This window comes from Rugamonas rivuli, from assembly GCF_009380165.1.
Classification (GTDB): Bacteria; Pseudomonadota; Gammaproteobacteria; order Burkholderiales; family Burkholderiaceae_D; genus Rugamonas; species Rugamonas rivuli.
This window is the reverse complement of sequence record NZ_WHUF01000009.1, coordinates 60916-80979: the sequence shown is the minus strand read 5'-3', so window position 1 is coordinate 80979 and position 20064 is coordinate 60916. Positions and strand designations below refer to the sequence as shown.

The following is a 20064-nucleotide window of genomic DNA, read 5'->3' as shown; positions in this document are numbered from 1 at the left end:
GAGTGCCAACCGGCTTTGCGTCGTCGATGGAGTCATATTAGGATTAATTTTTCAGATATAAAAGCGCAAATATCCGCACAAATTCATCCGCTTATCCGATATATCAGCCGCGTTCGCTGTCCAGGGACGAGGCCGAATGCGCGCCGTAACGGTCGCCCGCCGCCGCGCCAACCGGCACGGCCTGCTCCAGCCGGGCCAGGTCGGCGGCCGACAGTTGCAGCCTGGTCGAGGCTAGCGCCTCCTCCAACCGCACGCGGGTGCGGGCGCCGACCAGCGGCACGATGTCCTCGCCCTGCGCCGCCACCCAGGCGATGGCCACCTGCGCCACCGACACGTTCAGCTCGCCGGCGATGGCGCGCAGCTTCTCCACCAGCGCCAGGTTGCGGTCCAGGTTCTCGCCCTGGAAGCGCGGGCTGGCCAGGCCGCGGAAGTCGGCTTCGCCTTCGCGCTGCTTGCTCCAGTGGCCGCTGATCAGGCCGCGCGACAGCACGCCGTAGGCGGTGATGCCGATGCCCAGCTCGCGGCAGGTTTGCAGGATGCCGTTCTCGATGCCGCGCGAAATCATCGAATATTCGATCTGCAGGTCGGCGATCGGATGCACGGCGTGAGCGCGGCGCAGCGTCTCGCTACCTACTTCGGACAGGCCGATGTGCTTGACCTTGCCGGCCTGGATCAGCTCGGCGATGGCGCCGACGGTGTCCTCGATCGGCACGTTCGGGTCCAGGCGGGCCGGGCGGTAGATGTCGATGTGCTCGACGCCCAGGCGCTTCAGCGAATACGCGGCGAAGTTCTTCACCGCCGCCGGGCGGGTGTCGATGCCGATCCAGTTGCCGGACGGATCGCGCATGGCGCCGAACTTGACGCTGATCTGCACCTGGTCGCGGCCGCCGGCGGCCAGTGCTTCATTGAGCAGCAATTCGTTATGGCCCATGCCGTAGAAATCGCCGGTGTCGAGCAGGGTGACGCCGGCATCCATGGCGGCGCGGATGGTGGCCAGGCTTTCGCGGCGGTCGGCGGGGCCGTACAGATCAGACATGCCCATCAGGCCCAGGCCCAGTTGAGCGACTTGCGGGCCGGTGCGGCCGAGTTTGCGGGTTTGCATCATGAATCTCCAAGGTGGTGAACGAGTGGATTCAGTATGCTATTATCGATTGCAACAATAAATACCGTAAAACCTATTACTTTATTCGAACATAGCTAACAATCATGGACCAGTTCAAGGCCATGCAGATCTTCCGGGCGGTGGCCGACTGCAAAAGTTTTACGCAGGCCGCCGAGCAGCTGGACCTGCCCAAACCCACCGTCACCAACGCCGTGCAAGCCATCGAGCAGCAGCTGGGCGTGCGCCTGCTCCAGCGCACCACGCGCAAGGTCAGCCTGACAGTGGAAGGCGCGCAATACCTGGAGCGCTGCACCGCCCTGCTCAACGACCTGGAGAACCTGAACGGCCTGTTCGCCGGCGACGGCCGGCTGCTCAGCGGCGCGGTGCGGGTCGACCTGCCGGAGCGGCTGGCGCACCTGTACGTGATCCCGGCGCTGCCGGACTTTTTCCAGCGCCACCCGCAGATCCAGGTGCGGCTGGGCTCGAACGACCGCTTCGTCGACCTGGTCGGCGAAGGCATCGATTGCGCGGTGCGCGGCGGCACGCTGCGCGATTCCACGCTGGTGGCCAGGCGCATCGATGCGATGGAGCAGATCAACGTCGCCTCGCCCGCCTACCTGGCCCGCCACGGCCGGCCGCAGACGCTGGACGACTTGCGCCAGCACACGGCGGTCAACTTTTTCTCCAGCCAGAGCGGGCGCGACCTCGATTGGGAATATGTCGACGCCGACGGCATCGCCCGCACCCTACCCATGCGCAGCCAGGTGTCGGTCAGCGGCACCGAGGCTTATCTGGCCGCCTGCCTGGCCGGACTGGGCCTGATCCAGATGCCGCGCCGGGGCCTGGGCACGCTGCTGGCCACCGGCCAGCTGGAAGAAGTCCTGCCCGCATGGCGGCCCGCGCCGCTACCGCTGAGTATCATTTATGCCCACAACCGCCACCTGTCGCCACGGGTGCGGGTGTTTGTCGACTGGCTTGCTAGTGTTCTTGAGCAACAAAGTGTGTCAGAATGAGGCATTCCTTCTTAACAATCATTTCCACATGAAATTCCTACTGTCGATGGCGCTGCTGGCGTTAAGCAGCGGCCATGCCCACGCCGCCCCACCCAAGACCGGCAAGCCGGCCGAGGCAGCGATGGCCAGCATCGACGGAGAACGTCTGCTGGAACACATCACCATGCTGGCCTCCGACGAGTTCGAAGGCCGGGCGCCGGGCACGCGCGGCGAAACCGTCACCCTGGACTACCTGCAACAGCAGTTCAAGAAACTGGGACTGGAACCGGGCAACCCGGACGGCACCTATTTGCAGGCGGTGCCGCTGGTGGCCATTTCCAGCCATCCGACGCTGAGCTACGTCAAGGACGGCCAGACCAAGCAGCTGACCTTCGGCGACGATTACGTCGCCTGGACCGCGCGCACCGAGAAAAAAATCGAGGTCGCCAATTCGGAGCTGGTGTTTGTCGGCTACGGCGTGCAGGCGCCGGAATTCCAGTGGGACGACTACAAGGGCGTCGACCTCAAGGGCAAGACGCTGGTCATGCTGATCAACGATCCGCAGGTGGCCGATCCCAAGCGCCCGAAGCAGCTGGACCCGGCCATGTTCGGCGGCAACGCGATCACCCGTTACGGCCGCTGGAACTACAAGTTCGAGATGGCGGCCAAGCTGGGCGCGGCCGGCGCGCTGATCGTGCATGAGACCAAGCCGGCCACCTACCCGTACGACGTGGTGCGCAACAGCTGGGGCCGCGAGAATTTCGCCATCAAGAGCAAGACGCCGGACCCGGCCTTCCCAGCCATCCCCGGCTGGCTGCAGGGCGACCGCGCGCGCGAGCTGTTCAAGGCGGCCGGCCAGGATTTCGACGCGCTCAAGCAGCAGGCGCTGCAGCGCAACTTCCATCCGGTGCCGCTGGGCGTCAAGCTCAACGTCACCGCGCTCAATGCCTGGCGCGAAGTCGCCTCGCACAACGTGGTGGCCAAGATACCGGGTTCCGATCCGCTGCTGAAGAATGAAGTGGTCGTCTACACCGCGCACTGGGACCATTTCGGCATCGATGAAAGCCTGCCGGGACCGCGCACGCAGCAGATCTTCCACGGCGCGATGGACAACGCCACCGGCGTCGCCGCGCTGCTGGAAATCGCGCGCGCCTACAAGGCGCTGCCGGTCGCGCCCAAGCGCACCATCGTCTTCGTGCTGACCACGGCCGAGGAACGCGGCCTGCTCGGTGCGCAATACTACGCGCGCAATCCGCTCTACCCGCTGAACAAGACGCTGCTGAACATCAACGTCGACGGCTTGAACATGTGGGGCCGCACCCGCGATGTCGAGCTGAGCGGCATGGGCAAATCCAGCGCCGACGACATCGTCGCCGGCATCGCGCGCAGCCAGGGCCGGAGCGTGCGGCCGGACAGCAATGCCGACTACGGCAGCTTCTACCGTGGCGACCAGTTCGAATTTGCGCGGGGCGGCGTGCCGGTGGTGTATCTGCGCAGCAGTTCCAACTTTGTCGGCAAGGCGGCCGGCTACGGCCGTGAAAAGCTGTTGAACTACAGCGCCCACCAGTACCACACCGTCAACGACACGGTGCAAGCCAAGTGGGACACCAGCGGCGCGGTGGAAGACATCGAACTGCTGTTCAAAGCCGGCTACCAGACCGCCCAGGGCAAGGACCGCCCGCAGTGGAAAGACAACGCCGAATTCAAGCGTTAAAAACCGCCGGCAGTTTTTGTAGCTGGGCCTGGTTGCGCTGTTGGTGGGCGTCGTCGCCGGCGATTTCGATGTCGGCGCGCAGGCCCTGTCGGGCTTGCTCGATGCGGGCGCTGTCTTGCGGCGCCAGTTCCAGCAGGCTGCTCAGATAGGTGACGCCCCATTGCAGGCGCGTCGCCGGGCCTACGGCCGCTTGCCATGCCTTGCCATACCAGTCCAGCACAGCTGCCGCATCGCCGCGCCGCTTGGCGCTGGAGGCCAGACTCAGCATGAAGTAGTACGGTGCATGCGAACGCGGCAATTCTGCCAGCAGCACTTGCTCGGCCTGCGCCGACAGGCCTGCGTCGTTCAGCGCGCTCACCGCCGTGTTGACCAGCGTGTGGCGTTCATACGGATCGGTCGATGCGGCCAGCGCTTCTTCCACCCGCAGCCGCACCTGCTCCTGCAAGCCCTGCGTCGGCGTCAGCAGGCGGCCCAGGCGCATTTGCAGACGCACCGCCGTCAAGCGGTCCGGCGCGCTCAGCCAGAAATCGTCGGCCCATTGCGCGGCCGCGCTGCCCAGCGCCGCCACCAATTCTTCGCGCCGCGTGGCGTACTTGATCAGGTTGATGCCGCTGTTGCCGAGGATGTCCATGTTCGACCGCGCCAGGCGCGCATCGCCAAACACCTTCAGCAGCAAGGCGGCGTTGACCGCCGTGTCGATATCCTTGCCGGCCGTGGCCAGCTGCGCGTGCAGTTGCAGGCGCACCGATGCATCGGCATCATCGCAGGCATGCACCAGCGCCAGCAGCGTCGGCGCCAGCGCGCGCGTGCCCAGCAGGCGGCCTTCGTCGGTATCCCAGGAATAATGGCTCAGCAGCGACCACTCGCCGGCGCTGAGCTTGCGTTCGCCGGACAGGGCCGCCGCCAGCGCCGCCGCAGCCGACGATCCGGCCGCATGCACGGCCAGCGCCGCGTCGAAGGCGGCCACGAACAGCTCACCATCCAGCTCGCACGGCAGGCGCGTGATTTCGCTGCCGTCCGGCGCGTACAGCACCAGCGTCGGATAGCTGCGCAAGCCGTACTGCGCAGCCAGCGCCTGCGCGCCCGCGCTGTCGCCGTCGAGGTGGTAGCACACCACCTCCGCCGAGCGCTGCACGAACTCGTCGCGCGCAAAAATATCGGATTTGACCCGGTTGCAGGGCGGGCACCAGACCGCGCCCCAGTACAGGAACAGCGGCCGCTGCTGCTGGGCCGCCAGTGCGAAAGCGGCGTCGAGGCCGCCGTGCTGCCATGCGATCGCCGCCATGCCACTTAGTTCTCGCGCGCCAGGGCCAGGAACTCGGTACGCATCGCCAGATTGGGCTGCAGCTCGCCAAGCATGGCCGAGGTGACGGTTTCTTCGCCCGGCGTGCGGATGCCGCGGCTTTCCATGCACAGGTGGCGGCACTTGACCACCACACCGACCGCTTTCGGCTCCAGCACTTCCATCAGCGCGTTGGCGATCTGCATGGTCATGCGTTCCTGCACCTGCAGGCGCTTGGCGAAGCAGTCCACCAGACGGGTCAGCTTGGACAGGCCGACGATCTTGCCGTTCGGGACGTAGCCGACCGTGGCCTTGCCGAAGAACGGCGCCAGGTGGTGTTCGCAATGGCTATAGACCGGGATGCCGCGCACCACGATCAATTCGTTGTACTGCTCGGCGCCGTCTTCGAAGGCTTTCAGCAGCTCGACCGGATCCTGGCCGTAGCCGGAGGTCCAGTGTTTCCATGCCTTGGTGACGCGGGCCGGCGTTTCCACCAGGCCCGGGCGGTCAGGATCTTCACCGAAACTGGCGATCAGGCGACGCCAGTCGCCTTCCGAGAATTCTTTTTGAGACATGATGAAACACCTTTTTTTTACGATTGCCGACAGTATATAGAAATCCGCGGCACCGCACCCGCTAGGCCCGCGGCCGGTAGGTCTTCAGTAGCTCGGCCGCGATCGACACCGTGGTGGTCATGTCCGGCCACTCGTCGTCCGGGCCGAACCAGCGCGCGTCGGCGATTTCGCTCGGATCGACGCGGATGTCGCCGTCCAGATACTCGGCCGTGTAGGCGATCATCAGCGAATGCGGGAACGGCCACGACTGGCTGCCGAAGTACTTCAAGTTGTGCACCCGCAGTCCGACCTCTTCGTACACCTCGCGGTGCACCGCCTCCTCGATCGACTCGCCCGCCTCCAGGAAACCAGCCAGCGCCGTGTAGCGCTTGTACGGCGCGTTGGCGTGCATGGCCAGCAGCACTTGCTCGCCCTTGCGTATCAACACCATCATGGCCGGCGAGATGCGCGGATAGGCGCTCATGCCGCAGTTGGGGCATTGCTGGCAGCGCTCGCCCTCCAGCTGCCGCATCGGCGTCGCGCACACGCCGCAGTAGCGATGCGTGCGCGCCCATTCGGCCAGCTGAAAAGCCCGCCCGGCCAGCGCCGCGAAACCTTCGTCGACCAGGCCGAACAGCGAACGCAGGCCGTGATAACCGTACTCCGGCCCCGGCACATCGGGCTGCTCGACCCACGCCAGCTGGTAGTAGCGGCCCTCCCACTCGCCCAGCGCATGGAAGCGCTCGGGCGGCAAATTCAGCGCGGCGACCGCCTGCGCGTCGGGCAAGCCCAGAATTTCGTTGCGCAAAAGCAACTCTCCGCGATGGAACACGAAAGTTAGCGGATGGTCATGATTTTGCGGACGGGTCAGCGGGGTAAATGTGGCGGGAGTCAGCAGCATGGCGGGGAAGCTCTGGTTTGATCGCAAAACATGATCTTACAGTGTTTCCTAAATGATTATTTTAGGCCGTGAGAATTGATGACAATTGGATGACGAAAAGCGCGCTAAGTCATTGTTTTCAGGCCAAGATTTAAACTACTTTTGCCTCTGTACTCTCCGTATGAGTTCGTTTGGCGGTACTATATATTTCCGTAAGGAGATTACTTAACATGCCATCTATCGTACCTGGTTTAAACACCGACCAAATCGCCAGCCTGCAGACCAATCAGATCGCGTTTCTGACGACTGCGGATATCGTGCTGCTCACCACTTTGCAAATGACCGCATGGAGCACCGCGCAGCTCAGCGCTTTTGGCACCAGCCAGTTACGAGCCCTGTCCACCCAGAACCTGCAGGCGCTCAACACGCAGCAGTTGGGCTATGGCTTCACCACCAAACAGATCGCCGCGCTGACCACGGGCCAGATCGTCAGCCTGAGCACCAACCAGCTGGTCAACGGCCTCACCACCGACCAGTTCGCCTCGCTGGCGACCGTGCAGCTGGCCGCGCTGGGCACCCAGCAATTGTCCATCGTCGGCACCGACGACATCGCCGCGCTGCGCAGCAGCCAGCTGGTGGCGCTGAGCACCGCGCAGCTGCGCTCGCTGACCACCGACCAGATCGTCTCCCTGAGCAGCAGCCAGGCCGCCTCGCTGCAAACCCGCCAGATCGCCGCGCTGAGCAGCAACCAGCTGGCCGCCATCGACACCGATGACATCGCCGCGCTTGGCACGCAGCAATTGAACGCGCTGGCCACCAGCCAGCTGGGCGCGCTGACCACGGCGCAGATGGCCGCGCTGCGCACCGCGCAAAGCAGCAACCTGTCGACCTTGCAGATCAGCGCCCTCGGCACCGACCAGCTGGCCGCGCTGGGCACCGACGGCTTCGCCTCGCTGAAGACCGCGCAGATCGCCGCGCTGACCACCAAGCAGTTCGCCGCCCTCAGCACCGACCAGATCGTCGCGCTGACCACCGCGCAAACCGCCGCCTTGACCACGCTGCAGCTGGGCCAGATGTCCAGCGCCCAGCTGGCCGCGATGGAAACCCAGGACTTCGCCGCGCTCAAAAGCCAGCAGTTGAACGCCCTGAGCACCGCCACCACCGCCGTGCTCAGCACCGACCAGGTCGCCGCACTGACCACGGCCCAGATCGCCGCCATGCGCAGCAGCCAGCTGCGCGGCCTGTCCACCGACCAGATCGTCGCGCTGACCAGCGCGCAAGTGGCCGCCCTGGGCACGCAGCAAATCATCGTGCTGACCTCCGACCAGGTGGCAGCCATCGAAACCCGCGACCTGGCCGCGATGAAGACGGCCCAGGTGGCCGCCTTCACCACCGCCCAGATCAACGCGCTGGGCACGGCCCAGCTGGCCGGCCTGACGACCGCGCAAGCATCCGGCCTGGCCACGCAACAGCTGGCGGCCCTGAGCACCACGCTGCTGGCCGCGATGGAAACGCAAGACCTGGCCGCGCTGCGCACGCTGCAGATCGCCGCCCTGGCCACCAGCGGCATCGCCGCGCTCGGCACCGACCAGATCGTCGCGCTGACCTCGCTGCAAATGGGCGCGCTGAAGACCACGCAACTGGCCGCACTGGGCACCGACCAGATCGCCGCACTGAACACCGCCCACATCGCCGGCCTGGCCTCGCAACAAGTCGCCGCGCTGTCGACCACGCAGCTGAGCGCGCTGAGCACCGCCAACCTGGCCTCGCTGAAAACCCAGCAGCTGGCCGCCATGGGCACCGGCCAGATCGCCTCGCTCAGCACCGACCAGATCGTCGCGCTGAAGACCGCGCAAGCCAACGCGCTGAGCTCGCTGCAACTGTCGGCGCTGTCCAGCGACCAGTTGAACGCGATGAGCACGCAAGACCTGGCCGCATTGCGCACCCAGCAGCTGGCGGGCCTGAGCACCAGCAACGTCCGCAGCCTCACCACCGACCAGATCGCCGCGCTGACCACGGCCCAGGTGGCCGCGCTGAACACCCAGCAGATTGTTGCGCTCGACACCAACCAGATCGTCGCGCTGACCACCGGCCAGGCCACCTCGCTGACCACGCGCCAGATCGCCGCCCTGGGCAGCAACCAGGTCGCCGCATTGGAAACCCGCGACCTGGCCGCGCTGAAAACCGCGCAACTGGCGGCCTTCAGCACCGCCCAAGTCGCCGCGCTGGGCACCGACCAGATCGTCGGCCTGGGCTCGCAGCAAGTGGCCTCGCTGGCCACCCAGCTGATCGCCGTGCTCAGCACCGACCAGATCGCCGCGATGGAAACCCAGGACCTGGTCGCGCTGAAATCGCAGCAGGCCGCCGCGCTGAGCAGCAACGCCGTCGCCGCCCTGACCACGGCGCAGTTCGCGTCGCTGTCCAGCGTCCAGCTGAGCAACTTCACCACCGCCCAGGTCGCCGCACTGACCACCGACCAGATCGTCGCGCTGACCACCGCGCAAGCCGCCGCGCTGAGCACGCGTGAAATCGCCGCCCTGTCGACCAACCAGCTGAACGCGCTGGAAACGGCCGACTTCGCCGCACTGAAAACCGCGCAAATCGTCGCCCTGACCTCGGCCCAGGTGGCCGCGCTGAGCACCGACCTGATCGTCGCCCTGACCACCGCGCAAGCGGGCGCGCTGACGCCGGCCCAGCTGAACGCGCTGAGCACCGACCAGCTCAACGCCATGGAAACCCAGGACTTCGCCGCGCTGCAAACCAGCCAGCTGCTGGGCCTGGGCACCAAGGCCGTCGCCACGCTGACCGTCGGCCAGGTGGCCGCGCTGAAGACCGCGCAGATCGCGCAACTGACGTCCGACCAGATCCACGTGCTCAACTCCGCCCAGCTGGGCGCGCTGAACACCGCGCAAGTGAACGCCTTCAGCACCGCCCAGATCGGCTACCTGCTGACCGAACAGGTGGCCGTGCTGACCACCACCGACTGGGCTTCGCTGAAATCGACCCAGCTCAACGCGCTGGGCTCGAACCAGCTGGCCGCCGTCACCACCGACCAGATCGTCGCGCTGACCTCGCTGCAAGCGGGCGCGCTGGCGACCCAGCAGATCGCCCTGCTGTCCACCGACCAGATCGTCGCGTTGGAAACGGCCGACCTGTCGGCGCTGAAGACGCAGCAAGTGCTAGCCCTGGGCACGAACGCCGTGGCCGCCATCACCACCGCCCAGCTGCAAGCGATGAAGACCCAGCAGCTGGCCGCCTTGAGCAGCAAGCAGCTGGCCGCGCTGAGCACCGACCAGATCGTCGCGCTGACCACCGCCCAGGCCAGCAGCCTGGGCAGCCAGCAGATCGCCGCACTGTCCAGCGATCAATTGCTGGCCGTCGAAACCGACGACCTGGCCGCGCTGAAGACTGCGCAACTGGCCGCCCTCGGCACCAACCAGGTCAACCTGCTGAGCACCGACCAGATCGTCGCGCTGACCAGCGCGCAGTTCGCCAGCCTGAGCACGCGCCAGTTGCAGTCGCTGAGCACGGCCCAGATCGCGGCGATGGAAACCCGCGACCTGGCCGCGCTGCGCACCGCGCAGATCGCCGGCCTGAGCACCGACCATTTGAACGCGCTGAGCAGCACCCAGCTGCAAGCCATGACCACGGCCCAGTTGGCCGCACTGGCCAGCAGCCAGCTGGCCGCGCTGTCCACCGCCCAGATCGCCAACCTGAGCACCGTCCAGGTCTACAGCCTGGTGACGGCGCAAGTGGCCATGCTGAGCAGCGACCAGCTGGTCGCGCTGGGCACGCAAGGCTTGTCGCTGATGAAGACCGCGCAGATCGCCGCGCTGAAGACCTCGCAGATCGCCACGCTCAACAGCGACCAGATCGCCGCGCTGACCACCCTGCAAGTCGGCAACCTGGGCACGCAGCAAATCGCCGCCCTCAGCAGCGACCAGTTGAACGCGATGGAAAGCCAGGACTTCGCCGCCCTGAAGACGGCGCAGTTCGCCGCGCTGGGCACCGACGTCATCGCCAGCCTCACCACCACCCAGATCGCCGCGCTGACCACCACGCAAGTGGCCAGCCTGAGCACGCGCCAGCTGACCGCGCTCGGCACCGCGCAATTGCAGGTGTTCTCCAGCGCCGACATCGCCGCGCTGCGCACCGGGCAAATCCTGGCCCTGACCACCGACCAGCTCGACGCGCTGGGCAGCGACCAGTTCCGCGCCCTGAGCATCGCGCAATTGGCGGCCTTGAGCAGCGCCCAGTTCCAATCGCTGACCACCGACCAGATCGTCGCGCTGAGCACGCAGCAGGCCGCCAACCTCGGCACCGCCCAGGTGCGCGCACTGAGCGCCACCCAGCTGGCCGCGCTGGAAACGCAAGACCTGGCCGCCTTCAAGACGCTGCAGGTCGCCGCGCTCAGCACCAGCCAGTTCATCCTGCTCAACAGCGACCAGATCGCCGGCCTCAGCGTCACGCAAGTGGCCAACCTGACTTCGCAGCAATTGACGGCGCTGGCCACCGACCAGGTGCGCGCGCTGGAAACGCAAGACCTGGCCGCGCTGCGCACCGTGCAGCTGCAATCGCTGAGCACCGACCAGCTCGACGCCATCAGCACCGACCAGCTGCAAGCGATGACGGCGGCCCAATTGGCCTCGCTGAGCACCGCGCAATTCCAGGGCTTGCAGACCTCACAGATCACCTCGCTGACCACGGCGCAAGTGGCGGGGCTGGCCACCGGCCAGGTCTCCAGCCTGACCGCCGGCCAGCTGGCCGCGCTCAACACCGATGAAATCGCCGCGCTGAAGACGGCGCAGATCAACGCCCTGCGCACCGCGCAGATCACGCTGCTGAGCACCGACCAGATCATGGCGCTGACCAGCAGCCAGGTCGGCTCGATGACCACCGGCCAGCTGTCCTCGCTGTCCTCCGACCAGATCGCCGCGCTGAGCACCGCCGACTTCGCCGCACTGAGCGCCGCCCAGCTGGCCGCCCTGGGCGCGCTGAGCAACCTGAGCACCGACCAGATCCAGGCGCTGACGCTGAACCAGATCGCCGGCCTGACCACCGACCAGATTGCAGCCTTCACCACCAACCAGATCGTCGCGCTGACCACCAAACAGATCGCCAGCGTCAGCACCGCCGGCATCGGCGTGCTGAGCAGCGACCAGCTGCGCGCGCTGGAACTGCAAGACCTGGCCGCGATGAAGACCTCGCAGATCGCCGCGTTCAAGACGCTGCAGATCACCCAGCTGACCACCGACCAGGTGCAGGCGCTGACCACCGCGCAGGCGGCCGGCCTGTCCACCGGCCAGGTCGCCGCCCTGACCACCGACCAGGTGCAGGCGCTGAGCAGCGATGAACTGTCCGCGCTGAAGACCGCGCAGATCGCCGCCCTCAACAGCGACCAGATCGCCGCACTGGCGCTGGCCCAGGTGCAGGGCCTGGGCGCGACCCAGTTGAACGCCTTCAGCAGCGCCCAGGTCCAGTCGCTGAGCTCGGACCAGATCGTCGCGCTGACCACGCAGCAATTCCAGGCGCTGGGCACGGCCCAGGTGGCCGCGCTGAGCACGCAGCAGCTGGGCGCGATTGAAACCGAAGACCTGGCCGCGCTGAAGACCGCGCAGATCGCCGCCCTCGGCACCGGCCAGGTGCAGGCGCTGGCGGCCGACCGCATCGCCGCGCTGACCACCGCGCAGGCGCAGGCGCTGACCACCAACCAGTTGCTGGCGCTGAGCTCGGCACAGATCCAGGCCTTGAACACCGACGACCTGGGCGCGCTGAAAGCCGCGCAGATCGCCGCCCTCGGCAGCGACCAGCTCAACGCGCTGATCGTCGACCAGTGGCAGAGCCTGGGTTCGGCCCAGCTCAACGCGCTGACCACGGCGCAATTCCGCGCGCTGAGCACCACGCAGATCGCGCAGCTGACCACGCAGCAATACACGCAACTGGGCACGGCGCAACTGGCCGCCCTCAGCTCCGACCAGCTGGCCACGATGGAACTGGAAGACCTGGCCGCGCTGCTGTCCAACCAGATCCTGGCGCTGGGCACCTTGCAGATCACCCAGCTGGACCTGGCCCACATCGCCTCGCTGACCACGCTGCAGGTGGCCGCGCTGAGCAGCAACCAGCTGCTGGCGCTGTCGACCGACCAGCTGCAATCCATCACCACCGACGACCTGCAAGCGCTGAAAACCGCGCAAGTGCAGGCGCTGAGCACCAACCAGCTGATCTCGCTGACGATGGACCAGCTGCAAAACCTGACCACGGCGCAGATGGACGCGCTGACCTCGGCCCAGGCCGCCTCGCTGACCACCGCGCAGATCGCCGCGCTGACCACGCTGCAAGTGGACAACCTGGCGACCCGCCAGCTGGGCGCGCTGGGCAGCAACCAGATCGCCGCCATCAGCACCGACAACTTCGCCACGCTGTCGAGCACGCAGATCGGCGCGCTCAACGCCGCCCAGTTCGGCGCCATCACCACCGACCAGATGGTGGCCCTGAGCAGCATGCAAGCCGCCTCGCTGAGCACCGCGCAAGTGGCCGCCCTCAGCAGCGACCAGCTCGATGCGCTGGAAACGGCCGACTTCGCCGCGCTGAAATCGTCGCAGATCGCCGCCATCGGCAGCGCCAACATCGCCGCCCTGACCACCGGCCTGGTCAGCGCCCTGACCACCGCGCAGATCGTCGGCCTGGGCAGCGGCCAGATCGCCGCGCTGAGCACCGACCACATCGCCGTGCTGGGCACCGCCCAGGTCGGCACGCTGAGCACCGCGCAGATCACAGCCCTCAGCACCAACCAGATCGTTGCCCTCAGCACCATGGACTTCGTGGCGCTGCGCAGCAACCAGCTGGCCGCGTTCAGCACGGCGCAGTTCGCCGCGCTGACCAGCGACCAGTTGAACGCCCTGTCGACCAGCGCCTTCACCGGCCTGACCACGCAGATGCTGGCCTCGCTGACGGCCGCGCAATTCGGCCAGCTGAGCACCACGCAGGTCGCCGCGCTGACCTCGCTGCAAGCACCGTCGCTGAGCACCGACCAGCTGGGCGCGCTCACCACCGACCAGTTCGCCGCGCTGGGCACCAGCGCCGTCAGCCACCTGCTGGCCGCGCAGTTCAGCAGCCTGGGCACCGACCAGATCGTCGCGCTGAGCACGGCGCAAGTCCGCTCGCTGAGCAGCGTGCAACTGACCGCGCTGACCAGCAACCAGGTCGGCGCGCTGGAAACGGCCGACCTGGCCGCGCTGAGCACCGCGCAAATCACCACGCTGGGCAGCGACCAGTTGCTGGCCCTGCTGACCGACCAGTTCGCCTCGCTGAGCACCAGCCAGGTCGCGGCCCTGACGACCGACCAGGTCGCCGGTGGCTTGAACACCGACCAGATCGTCGCCCTGACCACGGCGCAAGCCACGTCGCTGGCCACGCGCCAGGTGGCCGCGCTCACCACGGCGCAGATCGTCGCACTGGAAACGGCCGACCTGTCGTCCTTCACCACGCGCCAGATGGTGGCCCTGGGCAGCGACCAGATCGCCGCGCTGGGCAGCGACCAGTTGAACGCGCTGACCACGGCCGAACTGGGCGCGCTGACCACCAGCCAGCTCAGCAACGGCCTGCGCACGGCCCAGCTGGCCGCGCTGGACAGCGCCCACATCGCCGCGCTGGGCACGGCGCAGCTGGCCTACGGCTTGAGCAGCGACAGCATCGCTGCGCTGACCACCGACCAGATCGTTGCGCTGCGCACCGCGCAGACCGTCGCGCTAGCCACCAGCCAGGTGCAGGCGCTGACGACCGACCAGATCGTCGCGCTGAGCACCGCGCAAGCCTCGACGCTGAGCACGCAGCAAATCGCCTCGCTCACCACCGACCAGATCGTCGCGCTGGAAACCGTGGACTTGAACGCCATGGGCACGCGCCAGATCGCCGCCTTCAGCTCGGTCCAGATCGCCGAACTGGGCAGCGCCCAGCTCAACGCGCTGAGCCTGGCGCAACTGGCCGCCTTCAGCACCGCCCAGCTGGCCAACGGCCTGCAGACCAAGCAGGTGGCGGCGCTGGACACCGACCACATCGCCGCGCTGAGCACCGCGCAGCTGGCCTACGGCCTGACCATCGCCAACCTGCAAGCGCTGGGCAGCGACCAGATCCGCGCGCTGAAAACCGCGCAGCTCGCCGCGCTGACCACCGCCCAGGCCAGCAGCCTGTCCACCGACCAGATCGTCGCCTTGCAGACGGCCCAGATCACCGGCCTGTCCACCGCGCAAATGCCGACGCTGACCGCCGACCAGCTGGCCGCGCTGAGCACCGCGCAAGTGGCCGCGCTGGACACGCAAGACCTGGCCGCGCTGACCGCCAGCCAGTTCATCGGCCTGTCCACCGACCAGACCGTCGCGCTGACGACGGCGCAGATCCGCGGCCTGAAAACCGCGCAGATCGCCGCCATCGACGTACCGCAAGTCAACGTCCTCAGCACCGACCAGATCGCCGCGCTGAGCACCGCGCAAGCGGCCTCGCTGAGCATCAACGCCATCGTCGCGCTGTCGACCAACCAGATCGGCGCCTTGCAGACGGCCGACGTGGCCGCGCTGGGCACCCTGCAGGTGAGCAGCCTGGACGTCAGCCAACTGGCCGGCCTCAACACCGCACAGATCCAGGCGCTGACCAGCCTGCAACTGGGCGCGATGACGGCCGACCAGATGTTCGCGCTGAGCACCAGCCAGATCGCCGCGCTGCGCACCGCGCAGATCGGCTACCTGAACACCACGCAACTGGCCGCGCTGTCGAACACGCAGATCCAGGCGCTGACCACGGCGCAAGTCGCCAGCATCAAGCTCAGCCAGATCACCGCGCTGACGGTGGACCAGATGGCCGCGTTCAACACCGACCAGCTGCAAGCCGTGACCACCTCGCAGATCCAGACGCTGACCAGCACCCAGCTCAACGCGCTGACCGGCACCCAGGCCGCGGCGCTGACCACCACGCAGATGGCGGCGCTGAAAAACGCCCAGATCGCCGCGCTGACCATCGACCAGATCAACGCCTTCACCACCACGCAACTGGGCGCCTGGACCACCAGCCAGCTCGGTTCGCTGACGGCGACGCAGATCGGCTACCTGTCGACCACGCAGATCGCCGGCCTGACCAATGCCCAAGTGGCCGGCCTGAAAACCAGCCAGCTGATCGTCTTCACCACCGACCAGATCGCCGCGTTCACGGCCGGTCAGGTGCCGTCGCTGACCACGGCCGGACTGGCCGCGCTCAGCGTCACCCAGGCCAACGCCTTCACCGGCGGCCAGGTCGGCGCGATGTCGGTCACGCAGACCATGGCGCTGAACGCTTCGTCGAGCAACTATGCCACGCCGCTGGTGCTGGACCTGGACGGCAACGGCGTGCAGACGCTGGGCATCGCGGCCGGCGTGCAGTTCGACATCCGCGCCGAAGGCAAGAAGGTCAACACCGGCTGGGTCGACGCCCACGACGGCTTGCTGGCCCTGGACCGCAACGGCGACGGCGTCATCAACGACGGCGGCGAGCTGTTCGGCAGCGCCACCACGCTGGCGGACGGCAGCAAAGCGGCCGACGGCTACGCCGCGCTGAAATCGCTCGACAGCAACGGCGACGGCCAGATCACCAGCGCCGACAGCGCCTTCGGCGCGCTGCGGGTCTGGGTGGACGCCAACTCCGACGGCATCAGCCAGGCGGACGAGCTGAAGACGCTGGACCAGCTGGGCATCGCTGCCATCGGCACCGACGCCCAGCACACGCTGACGCTACAGAACGGCAACGCCATCGGCCTGACATCGAGCTACACCGGCACCGACGGCAGCACCCACGCCAGCGCCGACGTCTGGTTCCTGGCGCAGAAGACCGCGACCACCGCCGCAGCCACGCTGCAGCAACAGGTGAGCGGCCTGAGCAACGCGATGGCGACGTATGCCAGCGCGGCATCTGCGGCGCCTGCGCCACAGGCGGCGCTGACCAAGCCGAGCGATGCGGCAACAAGCGATGCCAATGCACAAGCACTGGCCGACGCCATGCAGCACTACCGCAGCCGCCAGGCGCTGCAAGGCGCGGCAACCGCGCTGAGCAACCAGCACGAAGACGCCGCGCGCAACGCCGGCAACTGGTTCAGCGTCCCCAACCGCTAACCCCGCAAGGCCACGGCCAGGGGTCGGACCCGAACGGGTCCGACCCCGACTCCCGGGATGGGGGTTGCCTATCTGTTGAGCAGGTGGGGTTTTACAGTCTTGCTCCTGTGCCAAAAGTTGCCCCTTACCCTGCGACAAAAAGGTATGATAGTGCGTACCTTTTATGGCTCATCCCATCCTAAGCCTAGCTATGACCGCACAAGTACCTGCCACACCCGCTCCCATCGATAACAGCCCGCTGGGCACCGTTATGGCACTGGCCGTCAAGGGCGCGCTGTCCATCGGCGACCTGTTCGGCGCCGCCGCCGTGTTGCAGGAAAGCGGGCAACTGCCCGCCGCCATCGCCCTGTACCGCGCCTGGATCGACCACACGCCGTCGCCGCTGGTCTACGCCGCCTGCTTCAACCTGGCCGTCGTGCTGTCCAATTCCGGCGACGATGTCGGCGCCGAAGCCGTGCTGCGCAAGGCCATCGCCCAGAACCCCGGCTTCGTCGAAGCCCGCCTCAATCTCGGCACGCTGCTGGAACGCACCGGCCGCCCGGAAGACGCGCTGGCGATGTGGAAGACCATCCTCACCGATGAAGTGCAGCCGGATATCAAGACCAATCCGACGCTGTACGTGCAAACCCTGAACAACCTCGGCCGCCTGCTGGAAATCCGCAAGCGCTATCCCGAGGCCGAAGCCATGCTGGCGCTGAGCCTGCGCGTCGATCCGCAACAGGCCAACGTCATGACCCACTGGGTCCACCTGCGCCAGAAACAGTGCGAATGGCCGGTCTACAGCGGCCTCGAACACATCTCGGTCGCTACCATGATGGATGGCACCTCGGCGCTGGCCATGCTCAGCGCCTCGGCCGACCCGGCCCAGCAGCTGGCCGCCGCGCGCCGCTTCGTCAACGAGAAAGTCAACGCCGCCGTCGCGCCGCTGACCGGCCAGCACGGCTACGGCCACGGCCGCCTGCGCATCGGCTACCTGTCGTCGGACTTTTGCTCGCACGCGGTCTCCATCCTGACCGCCGAGCTGTACGAGCTGCACGACCGCAGCAAGTTCGAGGTCTACGCCTTCAGCTGGAGCCGCGAAGACGGTTCGCCGATCCGCGCCCGCGTGGTCAAGGCCATGGACCACTACATCCGCATCGACAAGCTCTCCGACGAGCAGGCCGCGCGCACCATCCGCGCCCACGAAATCGACATCCTGGTCGACCTGCACGGCCTGACCTTGGGTGCGCGCCCGAACATCCTGGCCTACCGCCCGGCGCCGGTGCAGCTGACCTACCTCGGCTTCCCCGGCAGCACCGGCCTGCCCGGCGTCGATTACGTGATCGCCGACGAATTCCTGATCACGCCGGAAATGACCAAGGACTTCACCGAGAAGCCGCTGTACCTGCCGGACACCTTCCAGATCAACGACCGCCAGCGCCTGATCGCCGCCAAGCCGACCCGCGCCAGCGTCAACCTGCCGGAAGACGCCTTCGTCTTCGTCTCGTTCAACAACAACTTCAAGTTCACGCCCGACCTGTTCACCGTGTGGATGAACATCCTGCGCCGCGTGCCGAACAGCGTGCTGTGGCTGGTGGCCGATTACCCTGAAGTGCGCGAGAACCTGTACCGCTACGCCGAGGAAGCCGGCATAGCCCGCGAACGCCTGATCTTCAACAGCCGCGCCGTGCCGGCCGAATACCTGGCGCGCTACCAGCTGGCCGACCTGTTCCTCGACACCTTCCCGTTCAACGCCGGCACCACCGCCAGCGACGCCCTGTGGGCCGGCCTGCCGCTGCTGACCTGCGCCGGCCAGACCTTCTCGTCGCGCATGGCGGGCAGCCTGCTGCGCGCGGTCGACCTGCCGCAGCTGATCACCTACAACTTCGCCGACTACGAAGAAAAGGCCGTGGCGTTGGCCAACGACCCGGCCCGCATCGCCTCGATGAAGCGCCAGCTGGCCGCCAACCGCCTGACCTGCCCGCTGTTCGACAGCCCGCGCTTCGTGCGCAACCTGGAAGCGGCGCTGCAGAAGGTCGCCAAGCCGGCCGCGCCGCGCCTGGCCGCGCCGGAACACGCGGTGCGTCCGCAGGAACCGTCGGAGCACCCCCTGGCCGAACCGGTGCGCATCGCCGACATCCCCATCGTCACCGTGTCCTACAACGCGCCGGACCTGATCGAAGCGCTGCTGCGCACGCTGCGCCAGTTCTACGGCAACCGCGTGTACGTGATCGACGGTTCGAATCCCGATGTCGCCGAAAAAATCCGCGCCATCACCGACGGCTACGACAACGTCGAGTTCATCCCCTTCGGCTACAACATCCACCACGGCCCCGGCATGGCCTGGGCGCTCAACCACCTGGGCCTGTCGGGCGAGGTGCTGTTCCTCGATTCCGACGTCGAAATCCTCAAGGCCGGCTTCCTGGAATCGCTGCACAGCCAGCTGCGCCCGGAAATGTATGGCGTCGGCAACGTCCAGTGGGTCAACGAAGTGGGCCACAGCCGCGGCGCCGACGGCATCCCCTACCTGCACCCGGCCTGCATGCTGGTGAACGCCGAAGTGATGCGCCAGTGGCCGCTGCCGATCAAGCACGGCGCCCCGCTGCTGCCGGCCATGCTGGCGATGCACCAGGCCGGCAAGAGCAGCCTGATGCACAGCGTCGACTGGGTGCGCGACGACTTCGCCCGCGAACCGACCCGCAACTACATCAAGCACGACTGGCAGGGCACGGTGATCCGCACCGGCGGCTACCACTACGACCTGCCTAGCGCCAACACCGTCGTCAATACCGACCTGCTGACCTTCATGCCGCCGACGGCGGTCAAGGTGGTGGAGCTGGGCTGCGGCGACGGCGCCTTCGCCAAGGCTTACCGCACCCGCAACCCGCTGGCCAACTACACCGGCATCGAAGCCGATCCGGCGCCGGCCCAGGCCGCGCGTCCGCATTGCGACTTCGTGTTCAACCTCGACATCGAACACGCCGGCGCCGACCTGTGGGACCACGTGCGCGGCGCCGACTGCTGGGTCATGGACGAGGCGCTGGAAGCGACCGACGACCCGTGGACGCTGCTGCAGAAAGTCCGCACCAGCATCGCGCCGGGCGGCCGCATCGTCGCCACCATCCGCAACTTCCAGCACTGGAGCATGCAGGCGCGGCTGAACGTCGGCGATATGCGCTACGGTCCTGGCGGCATTGAAAAATCGCGCAAGCGCATCTTCACCCGCGGCGCCATGCTGGAGCTGTTCCAGCAGGCCGGCTTCCAGATCGCCGGCGGCAGCGCCCGCATCATCGACGAACCGGCGCGCGAAAAATACCTGCCGGCGATCCGCATGATGGCCGGCGCCAGCGGCCTCGATCCGGTGGTGGCGGTGGAAGACGCGCTGCCTTGGCAATACATCGTGGTGGCCGTCGCCGCCTAAGCCTGGA

Annotated in this window: 8 protein-coding genes; 4 read left to right on the top strand and 4 right to left on the bottom strand. The window is 67.0% G+C overall.

Annotated features, from left to right (window positions below):
* Positions 1-103: 103 nt before the first annotated feature.
* Complete coding sequence (locus GEV01_RS27175; RefSeq protein ID WP_152809137.1) at positions 104-1102, bottom strand: aldo/keto reductase; 999 nt, start codon at positions 1100-1102, stop codon at positions 104-106.
* A 104-nt stretch (positions 1103-1206) separates the two neighbouring features.
* On the opposite strand from GEV01_RS27175, the gene GEV01_RS27170 reads away from it, so the two are divergent.
* Together GEV01_RS27170 and GEV01_RS27165 are read left to right on the top strand one after the other, a co-directional pair.
* Positions 1207-2115 carry a LysR family transcriptional regulator gene (locus GEV01_RS27170; RefSeq protein WP_152808997.1) on the top strand — a complete coding sequence of 303 codons (909 nt, stop codon included), beginning with the start codon at positions 1207-1209 and terminating at the stop codon, positions 2113-2115.
* Between the two features lie 28 nt (positions 2116-2143).
* Complete coding sequence (locus GEV01_RS27165; RefSeq protein WP_152808995.1) at positions 2144-3808, top strand: M20/M25/M40 family metallo-hydrolase; 1665 nt, start codon at positions 2144-2146, stop codon at positions 3806-3808.
* Here GEV01_RS27165 and GEV01_RS27160 read toward each other — a convergent pair.
* The 3 genes from GEV01_RS27160 to nudC all read right to left on the bottom strand — a co-directional run bounded on the left by GEV01_RS27160 (position 3798) and on the right by nudC (position 6545).
* Entirely contained in the window at positions 3798-5093 is a 1296-nt protein-coding gene (locus tag GEV01_RS27160; RefSeq protein WP_152808993.1) for a thioredoxin family protein, read from the bottom strand. The genes GEV01_RS27165 and GEV01_RS27160 overlap by 11 nt on opposite strands.
* A gap of 5 nt (positions 5094-5098) precedes the next feature.
* The gene (gene folE / locus GEV01_RS27155) at positions 5099-5665 is read right to left on the bottom strand and encodes a GTP cyclohydrolase I FolE (RefSeq protein WP_008453206.1); all 567 of its coding nucleotides are present in this window, start codon (positions 5663-5665) and stop codon (positions 5099-5101) included.
* Between the two features lie 61 nt (positions 5666-5726).
* Positions 5727-6545: an NAD(+) diphosphatase gene (nudC, locus tag GEV01_RS27150; protein WP_152808991.1), complete on the bottom strand. Its 819-nt coding sequence runs from the start codon at positions 6543-6545 to the stop codon at positions 5727-5729.
* Between the two features lie 209 nt (positions 6546-6754).
* Here nudC and GEV01_RS27145 point away from each other — a divergent pair, with 209 nt between their 5' ends.
* Positions 6755-16657 (top strand): beta strand repeat-containing protein, encoded by a 9903-nt coding sequence (locus GEV01_RS27145; RefSeq protein ID WP_152808988.1) that lies wholly within the window; start codon positions 6755-6757, stop codon positions 16655-16657.
* A 190-nt stretch (positions 16658-16847) separates the two neighbouring features.
* Positions 16848-20057 carry an O-linked N-acetylglucosamine transferase family protein gene (locus GEV01_RS27140; protein WP_152808986.1) on the top strand — a complete coding sequence of 1070 codons (3210 nt, stop codon included), beginning with the start codon at positions 16848-16850 and terminating at the stop codon, positions 20055-20057.
* The last annotated feature ends 7 nt before the right edge of the window (positions 20058-20064 follow it).